This window comes from Actinacidiphila sp. bgisy144 (genome assembly GCF_057708105.1).
Genome location: NZ_JBYIRM010000021.1, coordinates 138,948 through 163,028, shown reverse-complemented (window position 1 = coordinate 163,028; position 24,081 = coordinate 138,948). Strand labels below are relative to the sequence as shown.

Genomic DNA, 24,081 nt, shown 5'->3' with positions numbered 1-24,081 from the left:
ACCCTTTCGGGGCCCCTCCGGGCTTTCCCTTCGTTGTGTTCTGACTCTATCAGACCCTTTCCAGTGCCTGACCCCCAGTCAGCGGGGCTTGTCTTTCCGGCCCTTCGGCCGTTCCGACGAGTGAGACTTTAGCGGAGGTTCACCGGCCGATCCAAATCGGCCGCTTCCCGTTCCGCCGGGCATTCCGAAAGCGCACAGGCGGACGAACGCGGCAATGCGCGTTCGACTCGATTGGTTGCTGCGGAATGGTCGCCCGGGGACCGACCGGAGTCGGCGCTCACGTCGGGCAACCCGGAGAACATTACGCACCGCCCCACCCGATGTCAACCCGCCCGGGTACCGGCCGGACAAGCCCCTCCCGCGGTACAGTCCTGTGCATGACCTCGCGTACGTACAGCTCCCAGTGGTGGGCCGCCTAGGGCGGCCCGGACTGACGTACGCATCCAACGGCCGCCGCCTCGGCGGCCGTTTCGCGTTGTGCTCCCCGGCCGCTTCACCGGGCGGCGGTCTCCATCTGTCACACGACACAGGACACAGGAGACGACGGACATGACGGTGACGACGCAGGGCGCGCGGGTCTTCAGCGGGATCAAACCCACCGGGCACCTCACGCTCGGGAACTACCTCGGCGCCATGCGGCGGTGGGCGGAGGAGGACCAGCACCGCACGGAGTCGCTCTTCTGCGTGGTGGACCTGCACGCGCTGACCGTGGAGCACGACCCGGCGCGGGTGCGGCGGCTGAGCCGGCAGACGGCGGGGCTGCTGCTGGCGGCGGGGCTGGATCCCGCGGTGTGCACGGTGTTCGCGCAGAGCCACGTGGACGAGCACACCCGGCTGATGTACCTGCTGGAGTGCGTGGCCACCGACGGCGAGATGCGCCGGATGATCCAGTACAAGGAGAAGTCGGCGCGGGCCCGGACCTCCGGGCAGAGCGTACGGCTGTCCCTGCTGACGTATCCGGCGCTGATGGCGGCGGACATCCTGGCGTACGGGGCGACGGACGTGCCGGTGGGCGAGGACCAGGCCCAGCACGTGGAGCTGACCCGGGACATCGCGGTGCGGTTCAACCAGCGGTACGGCCATACGTTCGTGGTGCCGCGGGCGACCGTGCCGGCGGTGGCGGCGCGGGTGATGGACCTCCAGGACCCGGCGGCGAAGATGGGCAAGTCCCACGCGTCGACGGCCGGGATCGTCTACCTGCTGGACGAGCCGGAGGCCGTCGCCAAGAAGGTGCGGCGGGCGGTGACGGACAGCGAGCCCGGGGTGTCGTACGACCGGCAGGCGCGGCCGGGGGTGGCGAACCTGCTGGAGGTGCTGGCGGCGTGTACCGGTGCGGAGCCGGGAGCGCTGGCGGAGCGGTACGACGGGATCGGGGCGCTGAAGGCGGACACGGCGGACGCGGTGGTGGAGTTGCTGCGGCCGCTGCGGGCGCGGCACGCCGAGATCAGTGCCGACCCGTCGTACGTCGACGGGGTGCTGCGGGAGGGCGCGGCGCGGGCCAGGGCGCTGGCGCGGCCGACGGTGGACGCGGCGTACGAGGCGATGGGGCTGCTGCGGCCGGCCTGAGGGGTGACCGCGGGTACGGGTAAGGGTACGGGTGCGGCGCGTGCCGGGCCCGTACCCTCTTCCGCCGCCGAAGGGTTACGCGCCCGCGGCCAGTTCGCGGCTGCGGTCGCGGGCGGCCTCCAGGGCGGCGATCAGGGCGGCGCGCACCCCGTGGTTCTCCAGTTCGCGGATGGCGCTGATGGTGGTGCCGGCCGGGGAGGTGACGGCTTCGCGGAGCTTGACGGGGTGCTCGCCGCTGTCGCGCAGCATGACGGCGGCGCCGATCGCGGACTGGACGATGAGGTCGTGGGCCTGGGCGCGGGGCAGGCCGAGCAGGATGCCGGCGTCGGTCATCGCCTCGACCAGGTAGTAGAAGTAGGCGGGGCCGGAGCCGGAGAGCGCGGTGGCCGCGTCCTGCTGCTTCTCGGGGACGCGCAGGGTCTTGCCGACCGGCTGGAAGATCGCCTCGGTGCGGGCGAGGTGCTGCTCGTCGGCGTGCCGTCCGGCGGAGATGACGGACATGCCCTCGTCCACGAGCACGGGGGTGTTGGGCATGACCCGGACGACGGCGGTGCCTTCGGTGAGGCGGTCCTCGACGGAGGCGGTGGTGATGCCGGCGGCGGCGCTGATCACGAGCTTGTCGGCGCCGACGTGCGGGGCGAGTTCGGTGAGCAGGGCGCCCATGTCCTGGGGCTTGACGGCGAGGATGAGGGTGTCGGCGGTCTTGGCGGCGTGCGCGTTGTCGACGGCCTGGACGCCGTAGCGGGTGCGCAGTTCGTCGGCGCGTTCGGCGCGGCGGGCGGTGACCAGCAGGTTGGCGGGGGCCCAGCCGGCCCTGATCATCCCGGAGAGCAGCGCCTCGCCGATCTTGCCGGCGCCGAGGACGGCGACGGTCTGGGTCGGGGCGGGGGTGGCGGTCATGCGGTTCACCTCAAGCGGTACGGGGCTCCCTGTGGGGTCATCCTCGCAGGGGGCGGGGGTGGGGTGAGGGACGCGTCCACTCCTCGGGCGGGCGTGCGGGCAGGCGGGGGTCCGGCCGGCGCCGGGGGTGCGGTAGGGGCGGGTCAGGGTCATCCCCTATGGCGTGCCGCCGGTCCCGGGGGGACCGTAGCGGTATGAGTCGTTCATCCCGTGAGATCTCTGTGTCGGGCGCGGAGAAGCGGCAGTTGGCCGTTGCTTCGGTGACCCTCGGACCCTGGCGGCCGGCCGCCGTCGTGGGCGCGCTGGGCGGCGGTGTGTCGCTGGCCCTGCACCTCGTGCACGGGCACTTCGGGCTCGGTGTCCTGACCGGTGCGCTGTCGGTGGCCGCGCTGCTGTTCTTCTGCGTGGGCGGGGCCGGTTCGGTGCTCGGCTACTCCGCGCGGGGCCGCGGGCGGGACCACCGGATCAGGCGCTGGGCGCGCTCGCACCCGTGGCAGGTGGCGAGTGTGCCGGCCGCGATGATGTTCCTGACCGACCTGGTGCTGCGGCAGGTGCTCACCAGCCAGGGGTTCTTCGGGTCGGTGTGGACGGGGCTGTGGCACGGCGCCGTGGTGGGGGCCGTCGTCGGCCTCGCCGGCACCTTCGGCCGCCCCCGCGCCTGACCGCGTCCGGCGGCATCCTGGACCGGCCGCCCCGCGCCGGCCGCCCGGTCAGCGCGCGGCCTTCACCACCAGCGCCGCCAGCTCCCGCCCCACCGCCTCGTCCAGGGGCGCGTGGTCGAGCAGCAGCCGGTACCACAGCACGCCGTAGACCACGTCGATGAGCAGTTCCAGGTCCGTTTCCGGCGTGATCTCGCCGCGGACCGCGGCCCGTTCGAGGATCTGCCGGAGCACCGCGCGCCGCCCGAAGAGGAAGCGGTCACGGAAGTCCGTGGCGAAGGCCGGGTCGAGCAGGGCCTGCGCCATGAGGCCGACCAGCACCGGCCGCTGCCCGTGCTGGCGGAAGGTGGCGGCGAGGAAGGCCGTCAGGTCGTCGGACAGCGTGCCCTCGTCCGGTACGGCGACCGTCGTCTGCGACAGGTCGAGCAGGGCCGTCAGCACGACGTCTGCCTTCGAGGACCACCAGCGGTAGATCGTCTGCTTGCCGACGCCGGCCCGCGCGGCGATGCCCTCCACCGTCAGCGCGCCGTATCCGCGCTCCCTCAGCTCGTCGATGGCCGCGCCCAGGATCGCCTGGCGCGCGGCCTCGCTGCGTGGCCTCCCCGGCCGCCGGTCACCCGTCATCCGCTCACCCTACTTTACAAGACGTGCCGTCTCGATATAAAAACGAGACGGCACGTATCGAATAGTCGAGGGGGCATGGGCATGCGTGTGGTGATCATGGGCGGCACGTCCGGCATCGGGTTGGCGACGGCTCGCGCGCTGCGGGCGGACGGCGCCGAGGTGGTCGTGACCGGCCGCGACCAGGAGCGGCTGGCGGCGGCCGCCGCCGAGGGACTGACCGCCGAGCGCGTCGACGGGACCGACGAGAAGGCGGTCACCGCGTTCTTCGAGCGGTTCGGCGCCTTCGAGCACCTGGTGCTCGCCTTCAGTTCCGGGCACGTCGGCCTGGGCCCGGTCCGGCAGATCGGGCTGGACGCCGTCCGGGCCGCGTTCGAGGGGAAGCTCTTCGGCTACCTGCTCGCGGTCCAGCGGGCGCAGGTCACCGGTTCGGTGACGCTCGTCTCGGCGGCGTCGGCGCGCGCCGGGCTGCCGGGGTCGGTCGGGCTCGCGGCGGTGAACGGCGCCATCGAGCGGATCGTCTCCCCGCTCGCCGCGGACCTCGCCCCAGTGCGGGTGAACGCGGTCTCGCCGGGCGTCATCGACACCGGCTGGTGGTCCTTCATGCCGCCGGAGCAGCGGGCGGCGCAGTTCGACGCCGCCGCGCAGTCGGTGCCCTCGGGCCGGGTCGGCACCGCCGAGGACGTCGCCGGCGCGATCCGGTACGTGATCGGCGCCGACTACGTGACGGGCTCGATCCTGCCGGTGGACGGCGGGTTCACCGTGGCGTGACCGCGGCCCCGGGCCGGGGGCGGGTCAGCGGTCGGGCAGCGGGTGGCAAAGGTCGTGGATTCGCGACCGGGAACACATGGCGGGTGGGGTTAGCATCGGCGGGTCGGTCCCGAGGAACGGAGACTTCACCCGTGCGCCACCCTCGTGTAGGTGTTGCGATTCTGACGATGGGTACCCGGCCCGCGGAACTCCTGGCGCTGCTGGACTCCGTGGCGGCGCAGGAGACCCCGGCGACGCGGGTCGTGGTGGTGGGCAACGGCTCGCCGCTGCCCGATCTCCCCAAGGAGGTCGCCACGATCGAGCTGAGCGAGAACCTCGGGATTCCCGGCGGCCGCAACGTGGCGATCGAGGCGCTGCGGGAGTTCGGCGACGTGGACGTCCTGGTCGACCTGGACGACGACGGGCTGCTGGTGGGCACCGACGTCTTCACCCGGCTGTGCGCGCTGTACGAGGCGGACGAGCGGCTGGGTGTGGTCGGGTTCCGGATCGCGGACGAGCGCGGGCGCACCGCGCGCCGGCACGTGCCGCGGCTGCGGGCGTCGGACCCGATGCGCGGCGGGCTGGTCACCACGTTCCTGGGCGGCGGGCACGGCCTGTCGATGCGGATGCTCGACGAGATCGGCGGCTGGCCGGACCCGTTCTTCTACGCGCACGAGGAGACCGACCTCGCCTGGCGGGCGCTGGACGCGGGCTGGAACGTCCGGTACGCGCCGGAGCTGGTGCTGCGGCACCCGTGGACCTCGCCGACCCGGCACGCGGTGTACTACCGCAATCTGGCCCGCAACCGGGTCTGGCTGGCCAAGCGGCGGCTGCCGGTGCTGCTGGTGCCCGCGTACCTGGGGGTGTGGACGGCGCTGACCGTGGCGCGCACCCGGTCGGGGGCGGGGCTCAAGGCGTGGTGCGCGGGGTTCGTGGAGGGGGTGCGGACGCCGTGTCCGCCGCGCCGGCCGATGCGGTGGTCGACCGCGTGGCGGATGACCAGGCTCGGCCGGCCCCCGCTGATCTGACCGCGCGGGGTGCGCGCGGGTCGGATCTGCGGGAGCCGGGCGGAAGCTCTGGGCCGGACGGAGCCGCGGGCCCTCAGCCCTCCAGCTTGCTGATGTCGCGGACGGCGCCCTTGTCCGCGCTGGTCGCCATCGCCGCGTAGGCGCGCAGCGCGGTGGAGACGTGGCGGGTGCGGGCGCGCGGCGCGTACACGCCGTTGCGGGCCTCCCGGCGGGCGGCCAGCTCCTCGTCGGAGACGAGCAGTTCCATGCTGCGGCCGGGGATGTCGATCCTGATCCGGTCGCCGTCCTCGACGAGCGCGATGGTGCCGCCGGAGGCCGCCTCGGGTGAGGCGTGGCCGATGGACAGGCCCGAGGTGCCGCCGGAGAAGCGGCCGTCGGTGACCAGCGCGCAGACCTTGCCCAGGCCGCGGCCCTTGAGGAAGGACGTCGGGTAGAGCATCTCCTGCATGCCGGGGCCGCCGCGCGGGCCCTCGTAGCGGATGACCACCACGTCGCCGGGCTTGACCTGCTTGGCGAGGATCTTCTCGACGGCCTCCTCCTGCGACTCGCAGACGACGGCCGGGCCCTCGAAGGTCCAGATCGACTCGTCGACGCCCGCGGTCTTCACCACGGCGCCGTCCACGGCGAGGTTGCCGCGCAGCACCGCGAGGCCGCCGTCCTTGGAGTAGGCGTGCTCGACGTCGCGGATGCAGCCGCCGGCCGCGTCGGTGTCCAGGCTGTCCCAGCGCTCGGACTGGGAGAACGCCTCGGCGGAGCGGACGCAGCCGGGGGCGGCGTGCCACAGTTCGACGGCCTCGTCGGACGGGGAGCCGCCGCGCACGTCCCAGGTGTCCAGCCACTGCTTGATCGAGGGCGAGTGCACGGTGTGCACGTCCTCGTTGAGCAGCCCGCCGCGGTACAGCTCGCCGAGGATGGCGGGGATGCCGCCGGCGCGGTGCACGTCCTCCATGTAGTACGTGCCGCCGGGTGCCACGTTCGGCGCGACCTTGGCCAGGCACGGCACGCGGCGGGAGACCTCGTCCATCTCGCTGAGGCCGTAGGCGACCTCGGCCTCCTGGGCCGCGGCCAGCAGGTGCAGGATCGTGTTGGTGGAGCCGCCCATCGAGATGTCCAGCGCCATCGCGTTCTCGAAGGCGGCCGGGGTGGCGATGGCGCGCGGCAGCACCGACGCGTCGTCCTGCTCGTAGTACCGCTTGGCCAGCTCCACCACGGTGGTGCCGGCCCGCTCGTACAGCGCGCGGCGGGCGGTGTGGGTGGCGAGCACCGAGCCGTTGCCGGGCAGCGCCAGGCCGATCGCCTCGGTGAGGCAGTTCATCGAGTTGGCGGTGAACATCCCGGAGCACGAGCCGCAGGTCGGGCAGGCGTTCTCCTCGATGCGGAGGATGTCCTCGTCGGAGACCTGCTCGTTGACGGCGTCCGAGATCGCGTTGATCAGGTCGAGCTTGCGGACGGTGCCGTCGACGAGGGTGGCGCGGCCGGCCTCCATGGGCCCGCCGGAGACGAAGACGGTGGGGATGTTCAGGCGCAGCGCGGCCATCAGCATGCCCGGGGTGATCTTGTCGCAGTTGGAGATGCAGATCAGGGCGTCCGCGCAGTGCGCCTCGACCATGTACTCCACGGAGTCGGCGATCAGGTCGCGGGAGGGCAGCGAGTAGAGCATGCCGCCGTGGCCCATGGCGATGCCGTCGTCCACGGCGATCGTGTTGAACTCGCGCGGCACCGCGCCCGCCGCCTTGATCGCCTCGGAGACGATCCGGCCGACGGGCTGGAGGTGGGTGTGACCCGGTACGAACTCGGTGAAGCTGTTGGCGACCGCGACGATCGGCTTGCCGATGTCGGAGTTGGCGACGCCGGACGCGCGCATCAGCGCGCGTGCGCCGGCCATGTTGCGGCCGTGGGTGACCGTACGTGACCTCAGCTCGGGCACGGTTTCCCCTCCTTCTTGGGCCTGGCGTCTCGGCCTGCGGCCCACTTCGCTCGTACGAGTCTGCGCTGCCGGGACTCGCTGCTGCCTGGAAGTCGAGCCTACGCCGGTCGCCCAGGATTCGGACGCCGCGTCCGCATGGTGACCCGTGCGGGGGACGGGCGGCTCAGCGCACGCGGACGCCCGCGAGGTGCAGGCGGGTGAAGGCCAGCGCCTCGGCGAGGTCCTCCTCGCGTTCGGCCGAGGACATCGCCCGGCGGGTGTTCACCTCGACCACCACGTGGCCGCCGAAGCCGCCGGCGGCCAGCGCGCCCAGCAGCTCGGCGCAGGGCTGGGTGCCGCGCCCGGGCACCAGGTGCTCGTCCTTCGCGGAGCCGTTGCCGTCGCCCATGTGCACGTGGGCGAGCCGGTCGCCCATCCGCGCGGCCATGTCCAGCACCTCGCTGCGGGAGGTGGCCGCGTGCGAGAGGTCCACCGTGAAGTGGCGGTAGTCGTCGTTGGTCACGTCCCAGTCGGGCGCGTACGCCAGCAGCTCGCGGTCGCGGTAGCGCCAGGGGTACATGTTCTCCACGGCGAAGCGGACGTCCGTCTCGTCGGCCATCCGCCACACCCCGCGGACGAAGTCGCGGGCGTAGCCGCGCTGCCAGCGGAAGGGCGGGTGCACCACGACGGTGGAGGCGCCGAGCCGCTCGGCGGCGGCGCGGGCCTTCTGGAGCTTCGTCCACGGGTCGGTGGACCACACCCGCTGGGTGATCAGCAGGCAGGGCGCGTGCACCGCGAGGATCGGCACCCGGTGGTAGTCCGACAGCCGGCGCAGCGCCTCGATGTCCTGGCTGACCGGGTCGGTCCACACCATGACCTCGACGCCGTCGTAGCCGAGCCGTGCGGCGATCTCGAACGCGGTCGCGGTGGACTCGGGGTAGACCGAGGCGGTGGACAGCGCCACCTTCGCCCCGGCAGAGCCTCGCATTCCGGAGATACCGGACACATCGGAGGCGCGGACCCGGGGGGCGTCGCACGCCTGGGGTCGGTCCGCTCGCTGAGGCACGCCTGCCAGCGTACGGCCGCCGGCGCCGCGCAGGGCACCGCCGGCCCGCGCGCCGCCCGGCGCGGCCGCGGGTCTCAGGCGCCGTGCGGGGCCCGCCGCTCCTCCACCGCCTGGTCGCGGGCGGTGGAGGCCAGCTCGCCCACCATCACGTCGAGCTTGCGCAGGATCACACCCTCGCGCAGCGCCCACGGGCAGATCTCCAGCTCGTCGATCTCGAAGAGGTCCATCGCGCCCTCGGCGACCAGCGCGCCCGCCAGCAGCTGCCGCGCGCGGCCCTCGGAGACGCCCGGCAGCGCGGCGCGCTTGGCGGCGCTCATCGCCGCCAGCCGCGGCACCCACTCCTCCAGCACCTCCCGGCGCAGCGTGCGCTGCATGTACAGGCCGTCCGCGCTGCGGGCGGCGCCGCTGATCCGGGCGAGCTGGCGGAAGGTCTTGGAGGTGCCCACGGCGTGGTCGGGGCGGCCGTGCCGGGCGAACTCCGGCACCGCGCGCGCTATCTCGGCCCGCACGTGGCGGCGCAGGGCGCGCACGTCGTCGGCGTCGGGCGGATCGGCGGGCAGCCGCGCGGCGGTCAGCCGGCCGGCGCCGAGCGGCAGGGAGACCGCCGCGTCCGGGTACTCGTCCATGCCGAAGGCGACCTCCAGCGAGCCGCCGCCGATGTCCAGCACCAGCAGCCGGCCCGCGGACCAGCCGAACCAGCGGCGTACCGCGAGGAAGGTCAGCCGGGCCTCGTCGGCGCCGGACAGGACCGTCAGCCGCACCCCGGTCTCGCGCTCTACCCGGGCCAGCACCTGCTCGCCGTTGACCGCCTCGCGGACCGCGGAGGTGGCGAACGCCAGGACGTCCTCGACGCCCTTGTCCTCCGCCACCCGCATCGCGTCCGCCACGGTGCCCACCAGCCGGTCGACCCCGGCCCGGCCGATCGCGCCGTGCTCGTCGAGCAGTTCGGCGAGCCGCAGCTCCGCCTTGTGCGAGTAGGCCGGCAGCGGGCGCGCGCCCGGGTGCGCGTCCACCACCAACAGGTGAACGGTGTTGGACCCCACGTCGAGCACTCCCAGTCGCATGGGCAGCACTGTAGTCAGCGGCGATCGCCCGCCGCGCGGGTCCGACCAGGCGGTACGGCCCGGACTCCACTTCGGCGGGCACGGTCCCGCGTGACCGTATTCGGCGCATTACGGTCTTACTCTTGGGCGCGTGGCCAAGGTGAAGCCCCGCAAGGGCACGAAGAAGAGCGCCGGTACGACCGCCGCGACCGACGAGGCCGGGCTGGACTTCCCCCGCGCCTGGGTGGAGTTCGTCGACCCCGCGGACGAGGAACAGGTCTTCCGGTGCGACCTGACCTGGCTCACCTCCCGCTGGACCTGCGTCTTCGGCAGCGGCTGCCAGGGCATCGTGGCGGGCCGCGCCGACGACGGCTGCTGCTCGCTCGGCGCGCACTTCTCGGACGACGACGACGAGAAGCGCGTCGCGAAGTACGTGACACGGCTCACCGCGGACGACTGGCAGTTCCACGCGCTGGGCACCGGGCCGGACGGCTTCTGGGCCGAGGAGAACGAGGACGGCGAGCGGCAGACGCGGGTGGTGGACGGCGCCTGCATCTTCTCCAACCGGCGCGGCTTCGCCGGGGGCCAGGGCTGCGCCCTGCACGCGCTCGCGCTGCGCGACGGCCGCGAGCCGCTGGAGACCAAGCCCGACGTCTGCTGGCAGCTGCCGATCCGCCGCACCTTCGACTGGGTGGACCGGCCCGACGACAGCCGGGTGCTGGTGGTGTCGATCGGCGAGTACGACCGGCGCGGCTGGGGGCCCGGCGGCCACGACCTGCACTGGTGGTGCACCTCGGCGACCTCCGCCCACGGCGGGGGCGAGCCGGTGTACCTGTCCTACCGGCCCGAGCTCACCGAGCTGATGGGCGAGGCCGGGTACGCGGAGCTGGCGCGGATGTGCGAGGTGCGGCTGGCGTCGGCGCTGCCCCTGGTGGCGCCGCACCCGGCGGACCCGTCCGGCCCGGGGCGGTAGCGGCCCCGGGCCGGACGGGTCTGCGGGTCGATCGGCCCAGCCCGGCCGGCCCGGTCAGCCGGACGGCGTCTGCGACGGCGACGGCGTGGCGCTGTCGGTCGGGGCGGGCGAGTTCGTCGGAGGGGAACTGCTCGGCGGGGGCCCGGATGGCGCGGTCGGCGCGGACGAGGTCGGCGGCGGAGTGCTGGTCTCGGTGCTTCCCCCGGTCGGCGGCGCGGAGGTCGGGGGCACCGAACGCCGGGAGGAGCCTTGCAGGGTGACCGTGGCGTCGCCCGGGGAGAACCGGATCTGCGCCGACCACGAGCCCGACGGCTCCAGGGAGTGGTCCACCCGGATCACCAGCGTGAGCGTCTCGCCCGGTTTCAGGGTGCCCGAGCGTGCGGAGAAGTCCAGCCAGTACGCGGAGGTGGCCGCCGCCCACCTCACCGGCGCGGCGCCCCCGCCGGTGAGCGTGACGTATGTGGCGCCGTCACCCGGCCGCGCCGACACCTCCAGCCACCCCGCGCCCGCCGGCACCGACGACGCCGGGGGCGCCGTACCGCCCGTGACCGCCACGGTGGTGTCCTGCGGCGAGTGGGGGGCGGACGACGCGGTGCCCGAACCGGTCGGCGCGGAGGGTGCGCTCGGCGACGGACCGGCGTGCCCCGCCTGCTCGTACGGCACCCCGTCGATCCCGTCGGACGCGGACGCGCGGTGCCCGTGCGAGCCCTCGCCCAGCGGAGTGGCCCGGTAGGCGGCCCACACCGCGAGCACCGGCGCGGCCACGACCGCCGCGACCACCGTGGTGGTCACCGCGCGGTGCCGCAGCACCGCCCGGCGGGCCGCCCTGTCCCCCAGGTCGACGGGGAAGCCGCGCCGGTCGAAGCGCGGTGTGGACTCCCGGGCCCGCCCGAACCCGGTGTCCATGGCGTGCAGCAGCGCCGCGTACGCCGCCGAGCGCGGCGCCTCCACCAGCGGCAGCACCGCCGCGGCGTCGGCCGCGCCCGGCCACGGCCCGTCGGCGACGACCCGCTCGGCGGTGCGCCGGCACACCGGGCAGTCGTCGACGTGCCGGACCAGCTCGGTGCGCAGTGTGGCGCCGAGCAGCACCCGCTTGTCCCCGGCGAGTTGGGACACCTCCGGGCACCGGCCGGTGTCGACGACGGCCAGCGCCGTACGGGTCCGCTCCACCTCGCAGGCGGCCCGCGCGAGCCGGGTCCTGGCCGCGTCCGCGTCGAGCCCCACCACCAGGGCCACTTCGCGCGGCGCGAGCTGGTGGCGGACCGCCAGCTCCAGCGCCTCGCGCTGCTCGGGGGTGGTGCCGGCCGACTCCGGCCAGGTCAGCGAGGCGAGTTGGGCCCGCCGCTGCTCGGCCACCGCCTCCGAGGTGTGCGGCGCGGCCGGCCGGCCCGCCGCGAGCCGGCGCAGGCACACCCACCGGGCGAGCGCGTACAGCCACGGCCGGCGCAGCCCCGGGTCGCGCAGCCGCACCCGCTGCCGCTCGGCCAGCGCCAGCACCTCGCCCAGCGCGCCGGCCGCCGCGTCGTGCTCGCACAGGATGGACAGGCAGTACGTGAACAGGCCGTCCAGATACGGCTCGTAGTGCGCGGGCGGCTGTATGGGCAGCGTGCCCTGCGGCCGCCGGGCCCGGCCCTCACGTCGGGCCGCGTGCCCCCGGCCGGCCCGCTCCGGCTCCGCGTCGGCACACTGCCGTCCGGACGGAACACGGTGTTTGCGGTGCGCTCCGGTGCTCTGCGTCGAGTTGGGGGATTGCCTGCTCATCACCGGGCGACGGTAGGCCCGCGCGCGCCCCCGGTTCACCACTACCGGCCCTCTTTAACCCGTACGGGTAATGATCCACCACAAAATGGTGAAGTCGCGGCCACACGTACGAGTGACCGCGGCTGTCGGTCCGGCCCGCTACGGTGAACGGCATGGCCACCCGCAAACCCGCGTCCAAGGACCGCCCCTCGTACCGCTGCACCGAGTGCGGCTGGACCACGGTGAAGTGGCTCGGCCGCTGCGGCGAGTGCCAGGCGTGGGGCACCGTCGAGGAGTTCGGCGGCGCCCCCGCGGTCCGCACCACCGCGCCGGGCCGGGTGACGGCGGCCGCCCGCCCGATCGCCCAGGTCGACGGCACCCAGGCCACCGCCCGCTCCACCGGCGTGCCCGAGCTGGACCGGGTGCTCGGCGGCGGCCTGGTGCCCGGCGCCGTCGTCCTGCTGGCCGGTGAGCCCGGCGTCGGCAAGTCCACGCTGCTGCTGGACGTGGCGGCCAAGGCGTCCGGCCCGCAGTCCCCCACGCTCTACGTGACCGGTGAGGAGTCCGCCTCCCAGGTGCGGCTGCGCGCCGACCGCATCGGCGCCCTCGCCGACCACCTCTACCTCGCCGCCGAGACCGATCTGTCCGCGGTCCTCGGGCACCTCGACGACGTCAAGCCCGGCCTGCTCGTCCTCGACTCCGTGCAGACCGTCGCCTCCCCGGAGATCGACGGCGCGCCCGGCGGCATGGCCCAGGTCCGCGAGGTCGCCGGCGCGCTGATCCGCGCGTCCAAGGAGCGCGGCATGGCCACGCTCCTGGTCGGCCACGTCACGAAGGACGGCGCGATCGCCGGGCCCCGGCTGCTGGAGCACCTGGTCGACGTCGTCCTCAGTTTCGAGGGCGACCGGCACGCCCGGCTGCGGCTGATCCGCGGGGTGAAGAACCGCTTCGGGGCCACCGACGAGGTCGGCTGCTTCGAGCTCCACGACGAGGGCATCACCGGTCTCGCCGACCCCTCCGGGCTCTTCCTCACCCGCCGCGACGAACCCGTGCCCGGCACCTGCCTCACGGTCACCCTCGAAGGGCGCCGGCCGCTGGTCGCCGAGGTGCAGGCGCTCACCGTGGACACCCAGATCCCCTCGCCCCGGCGCACCACCTCCGGCCTGGAGAACTCCCGCGTGTCCATGATGCTCGCGGTCCTCGAACAGCGCGGCCGGATCAAGTCCATCGGCAAGCAGGACATCTACACCGCCACCGTCGGCGGCGTGAAGCTCACCGAGCCCGCGGCCGACCTGGCGGTGGCGCTGGCGCTGGCCAGTGCCGCGATCGACACGCCCCTGCCGAAGAACCTCGTCGCCGTCGGCGAGGTCGGGCTGGCCGGCGAGGTGCGCCGCGTCACCGGCGTCGGGCGGCGCCTCACCGAAGCCCACCGGCTCGGCTTCACCCACGCCCTCGTCCCGCCCGACCCCGGCAAGATCCCCGCGGGCATGCGCGTCACCGAAGTGGCCGACATCTCCGACGCCCTGCGCACCCTCCCCCGCCGCTGACCCCCGCCGGGGGCTGAGCGGACCCTCCGGGCTGCCCCGTCCTGTCGGTTCCGGGACCACCCGCCGGTGGAGGGCTGGTCGCGCAGTTCCCCGCGCCCCTTTGGGGCGCCGGCTTCTTTCGCCGGAAGGGCCGAGCACATTCAGGGGCGCGGGGAACTGCGCGACCAGCCACCGACCGCCCTGCGACCGGCAACGGACCGGACGACCGGCGGCGCAACCCCGCACCCGCGCCCCTGTTCTTGCTCAGCTCATCCCGCGAAAGAAGCTGGCCCCCCAAAGGGGCGCGGGGAACTGCGCGACCAGCCAACGACCGGCCTGCGGCCGGGGACGGGCCGGACGACCGGCGGCGCATCCCCGCACCCTCCCCCGATCACTCCTCAAGGTCCCTCGACCGCCCCCTGCGCACCCGCCTACGGCGGGTCCGCCCGAGCCCCCCGCAGGGAGTCGTAAGCTTGGCGAAACGCAGCGACCGTGAGGAGCAGAGTGGCAGCCAACGACCGGGCAGGGGGCTCCGCCCCGGCTCGTAGGGCAGCGGGCGACTCCTCCGGGCGCGCCGGCGCAGCCCTGAGCGACGGCGGTCTGATGCACGCGTCGCTGAGCGCGGTCGCCCCGGGTACGGCGCTGCGCGACGGCTTGGAGCGGATCGTCCGGGGCAACACCGGCGGCCTGATCGTGCTCGGCATGGACAAGACCGTCGAGTCGCTGTGCACCGGTGGTTTCGTGCTGGACGTGGAGTTCACCGCGACCCGGCTGCGCGAGCTGTGCAAGCTGGACGGCGCGCTGATCCTCGACAAGGACATCACCAAGATCCTGCGGGCGGGCGTGCAGCTCGTACCGGACCCCACGATCCCCACCGAGGAGACCGGCACCCGGCACCGCACCGCGGACCGGGTCAGCCGCCAGGTCAACTTCCCCGTGGTGTCGGTCAGCCAGTCGATGCGGCTGATCGCGCTGTACGTCGACGGGCAGCGCCGCGTGCTGGAGGACTCCGCGGCGATCCTGTCCCGCGCGAACCAGGCCCTGGCCACGCTGGAGCGCTACAAGCTGCGGCTGGACGAGGTGGCCGGCACCCTGTCCGCGCTGGAGATCGAGGACCTGGTGACGGTGCGGGACGTCACCGCCGTCGCCCAGCGGTTGGAGATGGTGCGCCGGATCGCCACCGAGATCGCCGAGTACGTCGTGGAGTTGGGCACCGACGGGCGCCTGCTCGCCCTCCAGCTCGACGAGTTGATCGCCGGGGTGGAGCCGGAGCGCGAACTCGTCGCGCGCGACTACGTCCCCGAGCCGACCGCCAAGCGCAGCCGTACCGTGGCCGAGGCGCTCGCCGAGCTGGACGCGCTGCCGCAGAGCGAGCTGATCGAACTGACCACGGTGGCCCGTGCGTTGGGCTACACCGGGTCACCCGAGTCGCTCGACTCCGCGGTCTCGCCGCGCGGTTACCGGCTGCTGGCGAAGGTGCCGCGGCTGCCGAACACCGTCATCGAGCGGCTGGTCGAGCACTTCGGCGGGCTGCAGAAGCTGCTCGCCGCCAGCGTGGACGACCTCCAGGCCGTCGAGGGCGTCGGCGAGGCACGGGCCCGCTCGGTCCGCGAGGGTCTGTCCCGGCTGGCCGAGTCCTCGATCCTCGAACGGTACGTGTAGCCGCACCGCCCGGCCCGCGCCCGCGCAACCGGGACCGGGACCGGGACCGCAACCGCGCGGCCGTACCGCCCGGGCCGCCGCCGTCAGTCGTCGGTGAGCTGGAAGGACGTCTGCTTGCTGCCGTACCCCGACATCCGGAGCTGGACCAGGTAGGTGCCGCTGCCGGCCTGCTGGCCCTTGGGCTTCGCGCACTGCGGCGAGCTGGTCTGCCCGTTCCAGCTCAGCGTGTACGACATCGAGGAGCGCGCGGGCACCTGGAGCAGGTGGGAGCCGGTGGCCGGGCAGTCGTCCGACGCCCAGACGTGGCTGCCGCCCGGCGCGCTGGTGACCGTGAACACCGCGCTCTTCGGGCCGACGTCGATCTTGCACGCGGCCGCACCGGAGTTGGCCGCCACGAGGCGGAACTGCGGGTGCTGGCCGGGCTGGTAGGTGTTGCGCACCGGGCTGACCGAGAGCGTGACCGTGCCGGGGGTGCAGGTCGGCAGCGAGGAGCCGGCCGGCACCTCCTGGCCGGCCGGGGGCACCGAGCCGGTACCGCCGCTGCCAGAGCCGCCCGAGGTGGCCGAGGGCGCCGACGCGGTGGCGCCGCCGGTGTCGGCTCCGCTCGAAGTGCCGCTGTCCGTACCGCCGTTGTCGTCGCCGCCGCTGCCGGAGGAGCCGCTGGGCGCGGTGGGCTGTCCGCCGGGCTCGCTGCCGTCGTGCGGGCCGGACGGTGTCGGGCCCGGGGTGATGGTCGCCGCCGGGGTGTGCGAATCGGCGGGCGCGCTCGCGCCGTTGCCTCCCCCGCCGCCGCGACTGGTGACCACCCACAGGACGATGGCCGCGACCAGCGCGAGCAGGCACAGCAGAACTGCCCGCCGCCGCCAGTAGATGGACGATGGCAGAGGACCGACGGGATTGCGCATGGAGCCCACAGACGCACTCTAGGGGAGATCGGTACCGCGGCGCCGCACCACCCGCCGCCATACGTCCAGTCTTTGCCGATCATCACGTTTACATCGCCCCGAAGTCCCCTCTTTCCGCGCGCTGTTCCGCGCGCCGGTTCCGCGCTCCGTGTACCACCCGGAGTGCATCGTCACGCATCCCCGCGCTCCGGTTACCGTCCGCATGCGATGTCATTGGCATGTGCGAGGATCAACCCGCGATGAGCAATGACCTCTCCCCCACCCAGTCCCCCACCCAGCTTCCGGCGGCCCACGCCCCGGTCGGCGGCGCCCTGGGCGCCTCCCCCCGGCCCACCGCCGGGACCGCGCCCCGGCCCGCACCGGCGCCCGGGACCGGGACACCGTCCGCGGACCCGGTGCCCGTCGACCTCCCCGCCCACGGGGCGCTGCACAGCGCGGTGATCGACTGGTTCGACGACCACGCCCGGGACCTGCCCTGGCGGCGGGCCGACGCGGGTGCCTGGTCGGTGATGGTGAGCGAGTTCATGCTCCAGCAGACCCCGGTCAGCCGGGTGCTGCCGGTGCACGCGGAGTGGATGGCGCGGTGGCCGCGCCCGGCCGACCTCGCCGCCGAGCCCGCGGGGGAGGCGGTGCGGGCCTGGGGCCGGCTCGGCTATCCGCGGCGCGCGCTGCGGCTGCACGCCGCCGCGACGGCCATAGCGCAGCAGCACGGCGGCGAAGTCCCACGCGAACACGCGGAGTTGCTGGCCCTGCCGGGGATCGGGGAGTACACCGCGGCGGCGGTGGCGTCCTTCGCGTACGGCCGGCGGCACATCGTGCTCGACACGAACGTACGGCGGGTCTTCGCCCGCGCGGTCACCGGCGTGGAATACCCGCCGAACGCCACGACCGCCGCCGAACGCCGCCTCGCGACCGCGCTGCTGCCCGAGGACGAGGGCACCGCGGCGCGCTGGGCCGCGGCCACCATGGAACTGGGCGCCCTGGTCTGCGCGGCACGCTCGCCGCAGTGCGGGAGCTGCCCGGTGGCCGACCGGTGCGCGTGGCGGCTGGCCGGCTCGCCCCCGCACGACGGCCCGCCCCGGCGCGGCCAGACGTACGCGGGCACCGACCGGCAGGTGCGCGGCCGGCTGCTGGCGATCCTCCGGGCCAGCCGCACCCCGGTCCCCCGCGCCGTGCTGGACACCGCCTGGCAGGAGCCCGTCCAACGCGCCCGCGCCCTCGACGGCCTCCTCACGGACGGCCTCGTCGAACGCCTCCCCGACGACCACTACCGCCTCCCCGCCTGACCCGCGTTCCGCGGGACCAGCACCCGAAGCCCGGCGCCCACCCCCCGCCAGGCGCCGGCGCCGCCCCGGTGCCCACGGGCGGGGCAGGGGCGCCGTCCGCCCGCCCCCGGGCATCCGGCCCGACACCGTTCCACCCCCACACCGCGACCGCCACCGCCACGACCGCCACCGACACCCGCCGAGCTAGCAGCCCGGCCCGCCCCCGGCACGACTCCGGCCGCGTGCCCGCCGGGCGCCGGCCGCCCTCCGCCGCAGGCGGTTGTCCTCGGGCGCACCGGGGACGGGCGGCCGCGCCGGCCCGTTACGGGGGCTGTTACACAACCGATGGGTTGCTGTGCGCTCGCTGTGCGGCGGTGGTCGCGAAAGCCCAACATCCGGTTCGTAGCGTCGGACCAGGCCGTGGGAGACGTTCTCGTCGGCCCGTGGACGGCAGGCGTGATCGGCGGGGTGGAGGCGACACAGATGGCGGCGAGCAGCGGCGTTCTGGAGTTCGAGGAGTACGTACGGACCCGGCAGGATGCCCTGCTGCGCAGCGCGCGCCGGCTGGTGCCGGACCCGGTGGACGCGCAGGACCTGGTGCAGACCGCCCTGGTGCGTACGTACCCGCGCTGGGACGGCATCGCCGACAAGCGGCTCGCGGACGCGTACATGCGCCGCGTGATGATCAACACCCGCACCGAGTGGTGGCGCAGCCGGCGCCTGGAGGAGGTGCCCACCGGCGACCTCCCGGAGGCCAGCGTCGACGACGGTGCGGAGCAGCACGCCGACCGGGAGATGCTGCGCGACGTGATGCGGGTGCTGGCGCCGCAGCAGCGCCAGGTGGTGCTGATGCGGCACTACGGCCAGCTGAGCACCGAGGAGACGGCCCGTGCGCTGGGTATGTCGGCGGGTACCGTGAAGAGCACGCTGCACCGGGCGCTGGCCCGGCTGCGGCACGAGCTGGAGCACGGCAGGTACGGGTACACGCGGAAGGAGAGCCAGTGCGCCGCATAGCGCTGACCGCCGCGGTGGGCGCGTTCGCCTGCGTGACGGCGACCGGCTGCGGCAGCACGGTGACCGGCGCCCGCCAGGAGGGCCCGGCGCCGACGGCGACGGTGAAGACACCCGACACCGCCGCCCCCGCGCTCGCCTCCGACCCGGCCGCGCTGGCCCGGATGGTGCGCCGGGACACCAGCGTCAGCGCGGAGGTGCGGGAGGACCTGGAGCCGTGCACCGCCGCCGGCTCCGACGACCCGGACGGCGACGGCGACAGCGACGACACCGCCGGCATCGGCTCCGACGCGGCCTACCCGCTGGACACCGACTCCGGCGACCTCACCTCCGGCGACGGCCCCGACCTGGTGGTCAATGTCACCACCTGCGGCGACGGCCTCGGCATCGCCGCGTACGTGTACCGGATGACCGGCACGAAGTACCGCTGTGTCTTCGCCGACGAGCACTCCCCGGTCTACGGCAGTGTGATCAACGGGCGGCTCCAGGTGGTCCACGAGGTCTACCGGACCGACGACGCGGTGGCGTACCCGACCGGTGAGGAAACGGTCACCTACGCCTGGCGCGGCTCCAGCTTCCGCGAGGTCTCGCGCTCCTACTTCGACTTCGGCGCGAAGACGCCGACCGCCGAGCCCGAGCCGACCTCCACCGACCCCGTGCCGCTGCCCAACTCCGAACTGCTCGACCCGGAGCTGCCCTCGACCGCCTCGCCCTCGCCCTCCTCCCCGTCGCCCACCGCGACCGGTGGGGGGCGGTAGCGCATGGCCCCCACCCACGTGCTGTTCGTCGAGGACGACGACGTGATCCGCGAGGCGACCACGCTCGCCCTGGAGCGCGACGGCTTCCGCGTCACGGCGGCGCCCGACGGCGTCACGGGCCTGGACTCCTTCCGGGCCGAGCGGCCGGACCTTGCGCTGCTCGACGTGATGGTGCCGGGCATCGACGGGGTGAGCCTGTGCCGCCGTATCCGCGACGAGTCCACGGTCCCGGTGATCATGGTCTCGGCGCGGGCCGACGCGATCGACGTGGTGCTCGGGCTGGAGGCCGGCGCCGACGACTACGTCACCAAGCCGTTCGACGGCGCGGTGCTGGTGGCCCGCATCCGCGCGGTGCTGCGCCGCTTCCGCGCCGCCTCGCCGGGAGAGGCGGCCGACGAGGGCGCGGTGCTGTCCTTCGGCGACATCGAGATCGACCCCGAGGGCCTGGAGGTCACCCGGGCCGGGCAGCGGCTGGCGCTGACGCCGACGGAGATGCGGCTGCTGCTGGAGTTCGCCCGCGCCCCGGGCACGGTGCTCTCCCGCGACCACCTGCTGGCGCGGGTGTGGGACTACGCGTGGGGCGGCGACACCCGCGTGGTGGACGTCCATGTGCAGCGGCTGCGGACGAAGATCGGCCAGGACCGGCTGGAGACCGTCCGCGGCTTCGGCTACAAGCTGAGGGCCTGAGGTGGACGCGGACATGGAGGTGGACGCGGACGTGGTGGACGGTCCGCCCGGCTCCTCGGCCGGCTCTGCGGCCCCTGCCGCGCCGCCCGGCCCCGTCCGGGCCCCGGACGAGCGCCCCGACGGCAACAGCCGCGACGGCGCCGGCCCCGACGCGGCCCCCGGTCCGTCCCGACGGCGCCGGTCCGCCCGGCTGGCCCGGCTCTCCGCCCGCCTGGCCCGGCGGGCCCGGCGGGCCCGGCGGGCCCGGCGGGCCCGGCGGGCCCGGCGCGCCCTGCGGCACCGCCCGCTGCTGCGCCGCCTGATCCTGCGCCGCGGCCTGCGCTGGAAGATCAGCGCGGCCATCGCCGCGGTCTCCGCCCTGGTCGTCCTCGCGCTCAGCCTCGTGGTGCACAACGCCGCCCGGGTGAGCATGATCAACTCCACCCGGGACGTCCAGGACGAGCGCGTCCAGTCCGCGCTGCGGATCTACGAGGCCACCGGCCGGCTGGTCTTCTACGCCCGGCTCGACGACCCCGGCCTGCCGCCTGCCCTGAAGGTGTACGCCGAACGCGGCCAGCGCGCCACGTACGTCGCGGCCGGCCGCGGCGACGACCCCACCGTGTGGGCCGAGACCCCCGCCGGGAACGGCCACGTGCTGTCGCTGAAGAGCGCGTTCAGCGACCGCTACTCGGTGCTGGTCGACCTCGACCAGGCACTCGTCGCCGGCTCGCTCGCGGTGGTGGTCGGCGGCACCGCGATCGGCGTGCTGATCGGCGGGCGGATGTCGCGGCGGCTGCGCAAGGCCGCGGTCGCCGCCCGCAAGGTCGCCGACGGCGACACCCAGGTGCGGGTGCGCGAGGCGATCGGGGGCCGCCGGGTCCGCGACGAGACCGACGAGCTGGCCCGGGCGGTCGACGGCATGGCCGACGCGCTCCAGCTGCGGCTGGAGGCCGAGCGCCGGGTCACCGCCGACATCGCGCACGAGCTGCGAACCCCCGTCACCGGCCTGGTCACCGCCGCCGAGCTGCTGCCGCCCGGCCGCCCGGCCGAACTCGTCCGTGACCGGGTGCACGCGCTGCGCACCCTCGTGGAGGACGTCCTCGAAGTGGCCCGGCTGGACGGCGCCGCCGAGCACCCCGAGCTCCAGGACATCGCGCTGGGCGACTTCGTACGGCGCCGGGTGCCCGTGCTCGCGCCCGGCGCCACCGTGACCGTCGCCGAGGACGCCGTGGTGCCGACCGACCCGCGCCGCCTGGAGCGGGTCCTCGGCAACCTGCTGGCCAACGCGCTGCGGCACGGCGCGGCCCCGATCGAGGTCCTGGTCGACGGCGCCTTCGTACGGGTCCGCGACCACGGCCCGGGCTTCCCCGCGGACCTGCTGCGGGAGGGGCCCAGCCGCTTCCGCACCGGCCGCACCGACCGCGCGGGCGGCGGCCACGGGCTGGGCCTGACCATCGCGGTCGGCCAGACCCGCGTCCTCGGCGCCCGCCTGACCTTCCGCAACGCCCCGGCGGCCGACGGCGGCGGCGCCGTCGCCCAGCTGATGCTCCCCCGCGGCTGAGCGTCCGACGGCCTTCCGGGCCCTCAGACCGCGTCGACCGGCTCCGGCGCCCCGTCCGCGGGGACCTCCTCCTTGGGGCCCGCACCCCGCAGCGGCGTCTCGACGACGAAGAGCGCGGCGACGAACCCGATCACGCTGACCACGGTGCCCCACAGGAACACCTGGTGGGTGCCGGCGGACACCGCGTGGAAGTAGCCGTCCTTCACGGTGGCGGACAGGCGGGCGACCGCCTTGGGGTCGAGTTGGGCACCGCCGCCGAGCGCCGCCGCGCCCTTGCCGCCCAGCCGCGAGGCCATGACGTCCTGCACCCGGTGCGAGAACAGCGCGCCGAAGAGCGAGACGCCGAAGGAGCCGCCGATGGTGCGGAAGAGCGTCGCGGACGAGGAGCCGACGCCCATGTCCCGCATGTCCACGCTGTTCTGCGCCACCAGCATGGTGATCTGCATGATGCAGCCCATCCCGGCGCCGAGCACGGCCATGTACACGCCGGAGACGGTGCGGGAGGTGTCGACGCCCATCGTGGACAGCAGGTAGAGCCCGATGGTGATCAGCACCCCGCCGACGATCGGGAAGACCTTGTAGCGGCCGGTGCTGGTGGTCAGCCGCCCGGCGACCATCGACACCGCCATCATCGCCAGCAGCATCGGCAGCAGGAGCAGGCCGGAGTTGGTGGCCGAGGCGCCCTGCACGGTCTGCTGGTAGAGCGGCAGGAAGGTCATCGCGCCGAACATGGTGAAGCCGACGAGGAAGCCGATCACCGAGATCAGGGTGAAGTTGCGGCTGCGGAAGATGCGCAGCGGCAGCACCGGCTCGGCGGCGCGGGTCTCGGTGTAGAGGAAGCCGGCCAGGGTGACCACGCCGAGCACCAGCAGGCCGAGGATCTGCCCGGAGCCCCAGGCGTACTGGGTGCCGCCCCAGGTGGTCAGCAGCACCAGCGAGGTGATCGCCACGGTGAGCAGGGCGGCGCCGAGGTAGTCGATCCGGGCGGCGCCGGGCTTCCGCTTCGGCAGGTGCAGCACGACGGTGACCACGGCGAGGGCGACCGCGCCGATCGGCAGGTTGATGTAGAAGCTCCATCGCCAGCCCCAGTTGTCGGTGATCGAGCCGCCGACCAGCGGACCGCCGATCATCGCCACGGCCATCACGCCGGCGATCATGCCCTGGTACTTGCCGCGCTCGCGGGGCGGGATCAGGTCGCCCATGATCGCCATCACGCCGACCATCAGGCCGCCCGCGCCCAGGCCCTGGACCGCGCGGAAGGCGATGAGCTGGTCCATGGACTGCGACATCCCGGACAGCGCCGAGCCGATCAGGAACAGCACGATCGAGGTGAGGAAGATCCCCTTGCGGCCGTACAGGTCGCCGAGCTTGCCCCAGATCGGGGTCGAGGCGGCGGTGGCCAGCGTGTAGGCGGTGACCACCCACGACAGGTGGTTCAGGCCGCCGAGCTCGCCGACGATCGTGGGCATCGCGGTGCCGACGATCATGTTGTCGAGCATCGCGAGCAGCATGGCGATCAGCAGGCCCGCCATCACCACCCGCACACTGCGCTCGCGGGGTGCCGCGGCCGCGGGCGGCTGCTTGCTGAGCGGCGCTTCGGTCTGGGTCATGACCGGCGTCCCTTCCTCCGGGAGGAGGGCGGAGTCGTTCGCTGGAACTTACTTGCCGCCCGGCTAGTTCTGGTCGAAAAGCAAGGTAGGGGCTAACTAGCCGGGCGTCAAGTAAGTGCGTAAGGTCGTGGTGGGGCCGTACCGTGAGGAGGCCCGTCACGCAGTGGCCGCACCAGGCCACGCGCAGTGCAGCAGGAGAGCGACCGCCATGGCCACACCGCACCAGACCCGGCGCAGCGACACACGCCACCGCATCCAGGACGTCGCCCTGAAGCTCTTCGCCGAGCAGGGGTACGAGAAGACGTCGCTGCGGGAGATCGCCGAGCGGCTGAACGTCACCAAGGCGGCGCTCTACTACCACTTCAAGACCAAGGAAGACATCCTGATCAGCATCTCGGCGGACCTCACGGCCCCGATCGACGACCTGATCACCTGGGCGCAGGGCCAGCCGCACACGCTGGAGACGAAGCAGGAGCTGCTGCGCCGCTACTGCGACGCGCTGTGGAGCGCCGGCGACCTCTTCCGCTTCCTCCAGGAGAACCAGGCCACCGTCCGCGACCTGGCGATCGGGGAGTCCCTCAAGATCCGGATAAAGGCGCTCAGCGAGCTGCTCACCGAGCCGAGCTCGCCGATGACCGCGCAGATCCGCTCGCTGACGGCGCTGTTCTCGATGCACGCGGGGATGCACGTGATGCAGAGCGTCGAGGGCGATGACGAGGAGAAGCGCGGGGCGATCCTCGCGGTGGCGCTCGACCTGGTCGCGCAGGCCGAGCACGACCTCGCGCGGACCTGACCGCGCCCGCGCGGGCGGGAGCGCGCGAGGACCCGGGCACCATGGGTGCCCGGGTCCTCATTTCGTGGGTTC

The 24,081-nt window shown here is 74.1% G+C and carries 21 protein-coding genes; 13 read left to right on the top strand and 8 right to left on the bottom strand.

The annotated features are described in order from the left end of the window. Positions 1-549: 549 nt before the first annotated feature. A complete protein-coding gene (gene trpS, locus AC3EVP_RS23900) occupies positions 550-1,566 on the top strand; it encodes a tryptophan--tRNA ligase (RefSeq protein WP_435132802.1) in 1,017 nt (338 codons plus the stop codon). Positions 1,567-1,641: 75 nt separating this feature from the next. Here trpS and proC read toward each other — a convergent pair whose 3' ends face one another. Beyond that, entirely contained in the window at positions 1,642-2,466 is an 825-nt protein-coding gene (gene proC / locus AC3EVP_RS23895; protein ID WP_335983529.1) for a pyrroline-5-carboxylate reductase, read from the bottom strand. Positions 2,467-2,660: 194 nt separating this feature from the next. Between proC and AC3EVP_RS23890 the strand changes: the two genes are divergently transcribed. Next, positions 2,661-3,128, top strand: coding sequence for a hypothetical protein (locus AC3EVP_RS23890; protein ID WP_435132800.1), 468 nt, complete (start codon positions 2,661-2,663; stop codon positions 3,126-3,128). A 48-nt stretch (positions 3,129-3,176) separates the two neighbouring features. On the opposite strand, the gene AC3EVP_RS23885 is transcribed toward AC3EVP_RS23890, so the two are convergent. After that, positions 3,177-3,749: a TetR/AcrR family transcriptional regulator gene (locus AC3EVP_RS23885; RefSeq protein WP_435132797.1), complete on the bottom strand. Its 573-nt coding sequence runs from the start codon at positions 3,747-3,749 to the stop codon at positions 3,177-3,179. Between the two features lie 75 nt (positions 3,750-3,824). Between AC3EVP_RS23885 and AC3EVP_RS23880 the strand changes: the two genes are divergently transcribed. Beyond that, positions 3,825-4,517, top strand: a complete 693-nt coding sequence (locus tag AC3EVP_RS23880; RefSeq protein WP_488179823.1) for an SDR family oxidoreductase — start codon at positions 3,825-3,827, stop codon at positions 4,515-4,517. A gap of 131 nt (positions 4,518-4,648) precedes the next feature. Further along, positions 4,649-5,524, top strand: a complete 876-nt coding sequence (locus tag AC3EVP_RS23875; RefSeq protein WP_435132792.1) for a glycosyltransferase family 2 protein — start codon at positions 4,649-4,651, stop codon at positions 5,522-5,524. Positions 5,525-5,597: 73 nt separating this feature from the next. Here AC3EVP_RS23875 and ilvD read toward each other — a convergent pair whose 3' ends face one another. The 3 genes from ilvD to AC3EVP_RS23860 form a co-directional block, all read right to left on the bottom strand. Continuing rightward, on the bottom strand, positions 5,598-7,451 hold the full coding sequence (gene ilvD, locus AC3EVP_RS23870; protein WP_435132790.1) for a dihydroxy-acid dehydratase: 1,854 nt from the start codon (positions 7,449-7,451) through the stop codon (positions 5,598-5,600). A 163-nt stretch (positions 7,452-7,614) separates the two neighbouring features. Then, the gene (locus AC3EVP_RS23865) at positions 7,615-8,418 is read right to left on the bottom strand and encodes a sugar phosphate isomerase/epimerase family protein (protein WP_335983547.1); all 804 of its coding nucleotides are present in this window, start codon (positions 8,416-8,418) and stop codon (positions 7,615-7,617) included. Positions 8,419-8,570: 152 nt separating this feature from the next. Continuing rightward, on the bottom strand, positions 8,571-9,560 hold the full coding sequence (locus AC3EVP_RS23860; protein WP_335983551.1) for a Ppx/GppA family phosphatase: 990 nt from the start codon (positions 9,558-9,560) through the stop codon (positions 8,571-8,573). Positions 9,561-9,690: 130 nt separating this feature from the next. Between AC3EVP_RS23860 and AC3EVP_RS23855 the strand changes: the two genes are divergently transcribed. Then, complete coding sequence (locus AC3EVP_RS23855) at positions 9,691-10,512, top strand: DUF3109 family protein (RefSeq protein WP_435132787.1); 822 nt, start codon at positions 9,691-9,693, stop codon at positions 10,510-10,512. Positions 10,513-10,566: 54 nt separating this feature from the next. On the opposite strand, the gene AC3EVP_RS23850 is transcribed toward AC3EVP_RS23855, so the two are convergent. Further along, the gene (locus AC3EVP_RS23850; RefSeq protein WP_435132784.1) at positions 10,567-12,273 is read right to left on the bottom strand and encodes a BACON domain-containing protein; all 1,707 of its coding nucleotides are present in this window, start codon (positions 12,271-12,273) and stop codon (positions 10,567-10,569) included. 152 nt (positions 12,274-12,425) lie between these two features. Here AC3EVP_RS23850 and radA point away from each other — a divergent pair, with 152 nt between their 5' ends. Beyond that, on the top strand, positions 12,426-13,799 hold the full coding sequence (gene radA, locus AC3EVP_RS23845) for a DNA repair protein RadA (RefSeq protein ID WP_335983558.1): 1,374 nt from the start codon (positions 12,426-12,428) through the stop codon (positions 13,797-13,799). Between the two features lie 483 nt (positions 13,800-14,282). Continuing rightward, positions 14,283-15,440, top strand: coding sequence for a DNA integrity scanning diadenylate cyclase DisA (gene disA, locus AC3EVP_RS23840; RefSeq protein WP_435132781.1), 1,158 nt, complete (start codon positions 14,283-14,285; stop codon positions 15,438-15,440). An 83-nt stretch (positions 15,441-15,523) separates the two neighbouring features. Here disA and AC3EVP_RS23835 read toward each other — a convergent pair whose 3' ends face one another. Next, positions 15,524-16,345, bottom strand: a complete 822-nt coding sequence (locus AC3EVP_RS23835) for a hypothetical protein (protein WP_435132778.1) — start codon at positions 16,343-16,345, stop codon at positions 15,524-15,526. Between the two features lie 239 nt (positions 16,346-16,584). Here AC3EVP_RS23835 and AC3EVP_RS23830 point away from each other — a divergent pair, with 239 nt between their 5' ends. From AC3EVP_RS23830 to AC3EVP_RS23810, 5 genes are all read left to right on the top strand, one after another. Beyond that, positions 16,585-17,631, top strand: coding sequence for an HhH-GPD family protein (locus AC3EVP_RS23830; protein WP_435132775.1), 1,047 nt, complete (start codon positions 16,585-16,587; stop codon positions 17,629-17,631). Between the two features lie 462 nt (positions 17,632-18,093). Next, positions 18,094-18,624 carry a SigE family RNA polymerase sigma factor gene (locus AC3EVP_RS23825; protein WP_335983647.1) on the top strand — a complete coding sequence of 177 codons (531 nt, stop codon included), beginning with the start codon at positions 18,094-18,096 and terminating at the stop codon, positions 18,622-18,624. Beyond that, complete coding sequence (locus AC3EVP_RS23820) at positions 18,612-19,379, top strand: hypothetical protein (RefSeq protein WP_435132772.1); 768 nt, start codon at positions 18,612-18,614, stop codon at positions 19,377-19,379. Before AC3EVP_RS23825 ends, AC3EVP_RS23820 begins: the two co-directional genes overlap by 13 nt. A 3-nt stretch (positions 19,380-19,382) precedes the next feature. Next, positions 19,383-20,066, top strand: a complete 684-nt coding sequence (gene cseB, locus AC3EVP_RS23815) for a two-component system response regulator CseB (protein WP_335983568.1) — start codon at positions 19,383-19,385, stop codon at positions 20,064-20,066. 289 nt (positions 20,067-20,355) lie between these two features. Then, on the top strand, positions 20,356-21,606 hold the full coding sequence (locus tag AC3EVP_RS23810) for a sensor histidine kinase (protein WP_335983650.1): 1,251 nt from the start codon (positions 20,356-20,358) through the stop codon (positions 21,604-21,606). A 23-nt stretch (positions 21,607-21,629) separates the two neighbouring features. Here AC3EVP_RS23810 and AC3EVP_RS23805 read toward each other — a convergent pair whose 3' ends face one another. Then, positions 21,630-23,216 carry an MDR family MFS transporter gene (locus AC3EVP_RS23805; protein WP_435132769.1) on the bottom strand — a complete coding sequence of 529 codons (1,587 nt, stop codon included), beginning with the start codon at positions 23,214-23,216 and terminating at the stop codon, positions 21,630-21,632. A 208-nt stretch (positions 23,217-23,424) separates the two neighbouring features. On the opposite strand from AC3EVP_RS23805, the gene AC3EVP_RS23800 reads away from it, so the two are divergent. Further along, a complete protein-coding gene (locus AC3EVP_RS23800; RefSeq protein ID WP_335983572.1) occupies positions 23,425-24,009 on the top strand; it encodes a TetR/AcrR family transcriptional regulator in 585 nt (194 codons plus the stop codon). Positions 24,010-24,081 lie beyond the last annotated feature (72 nt).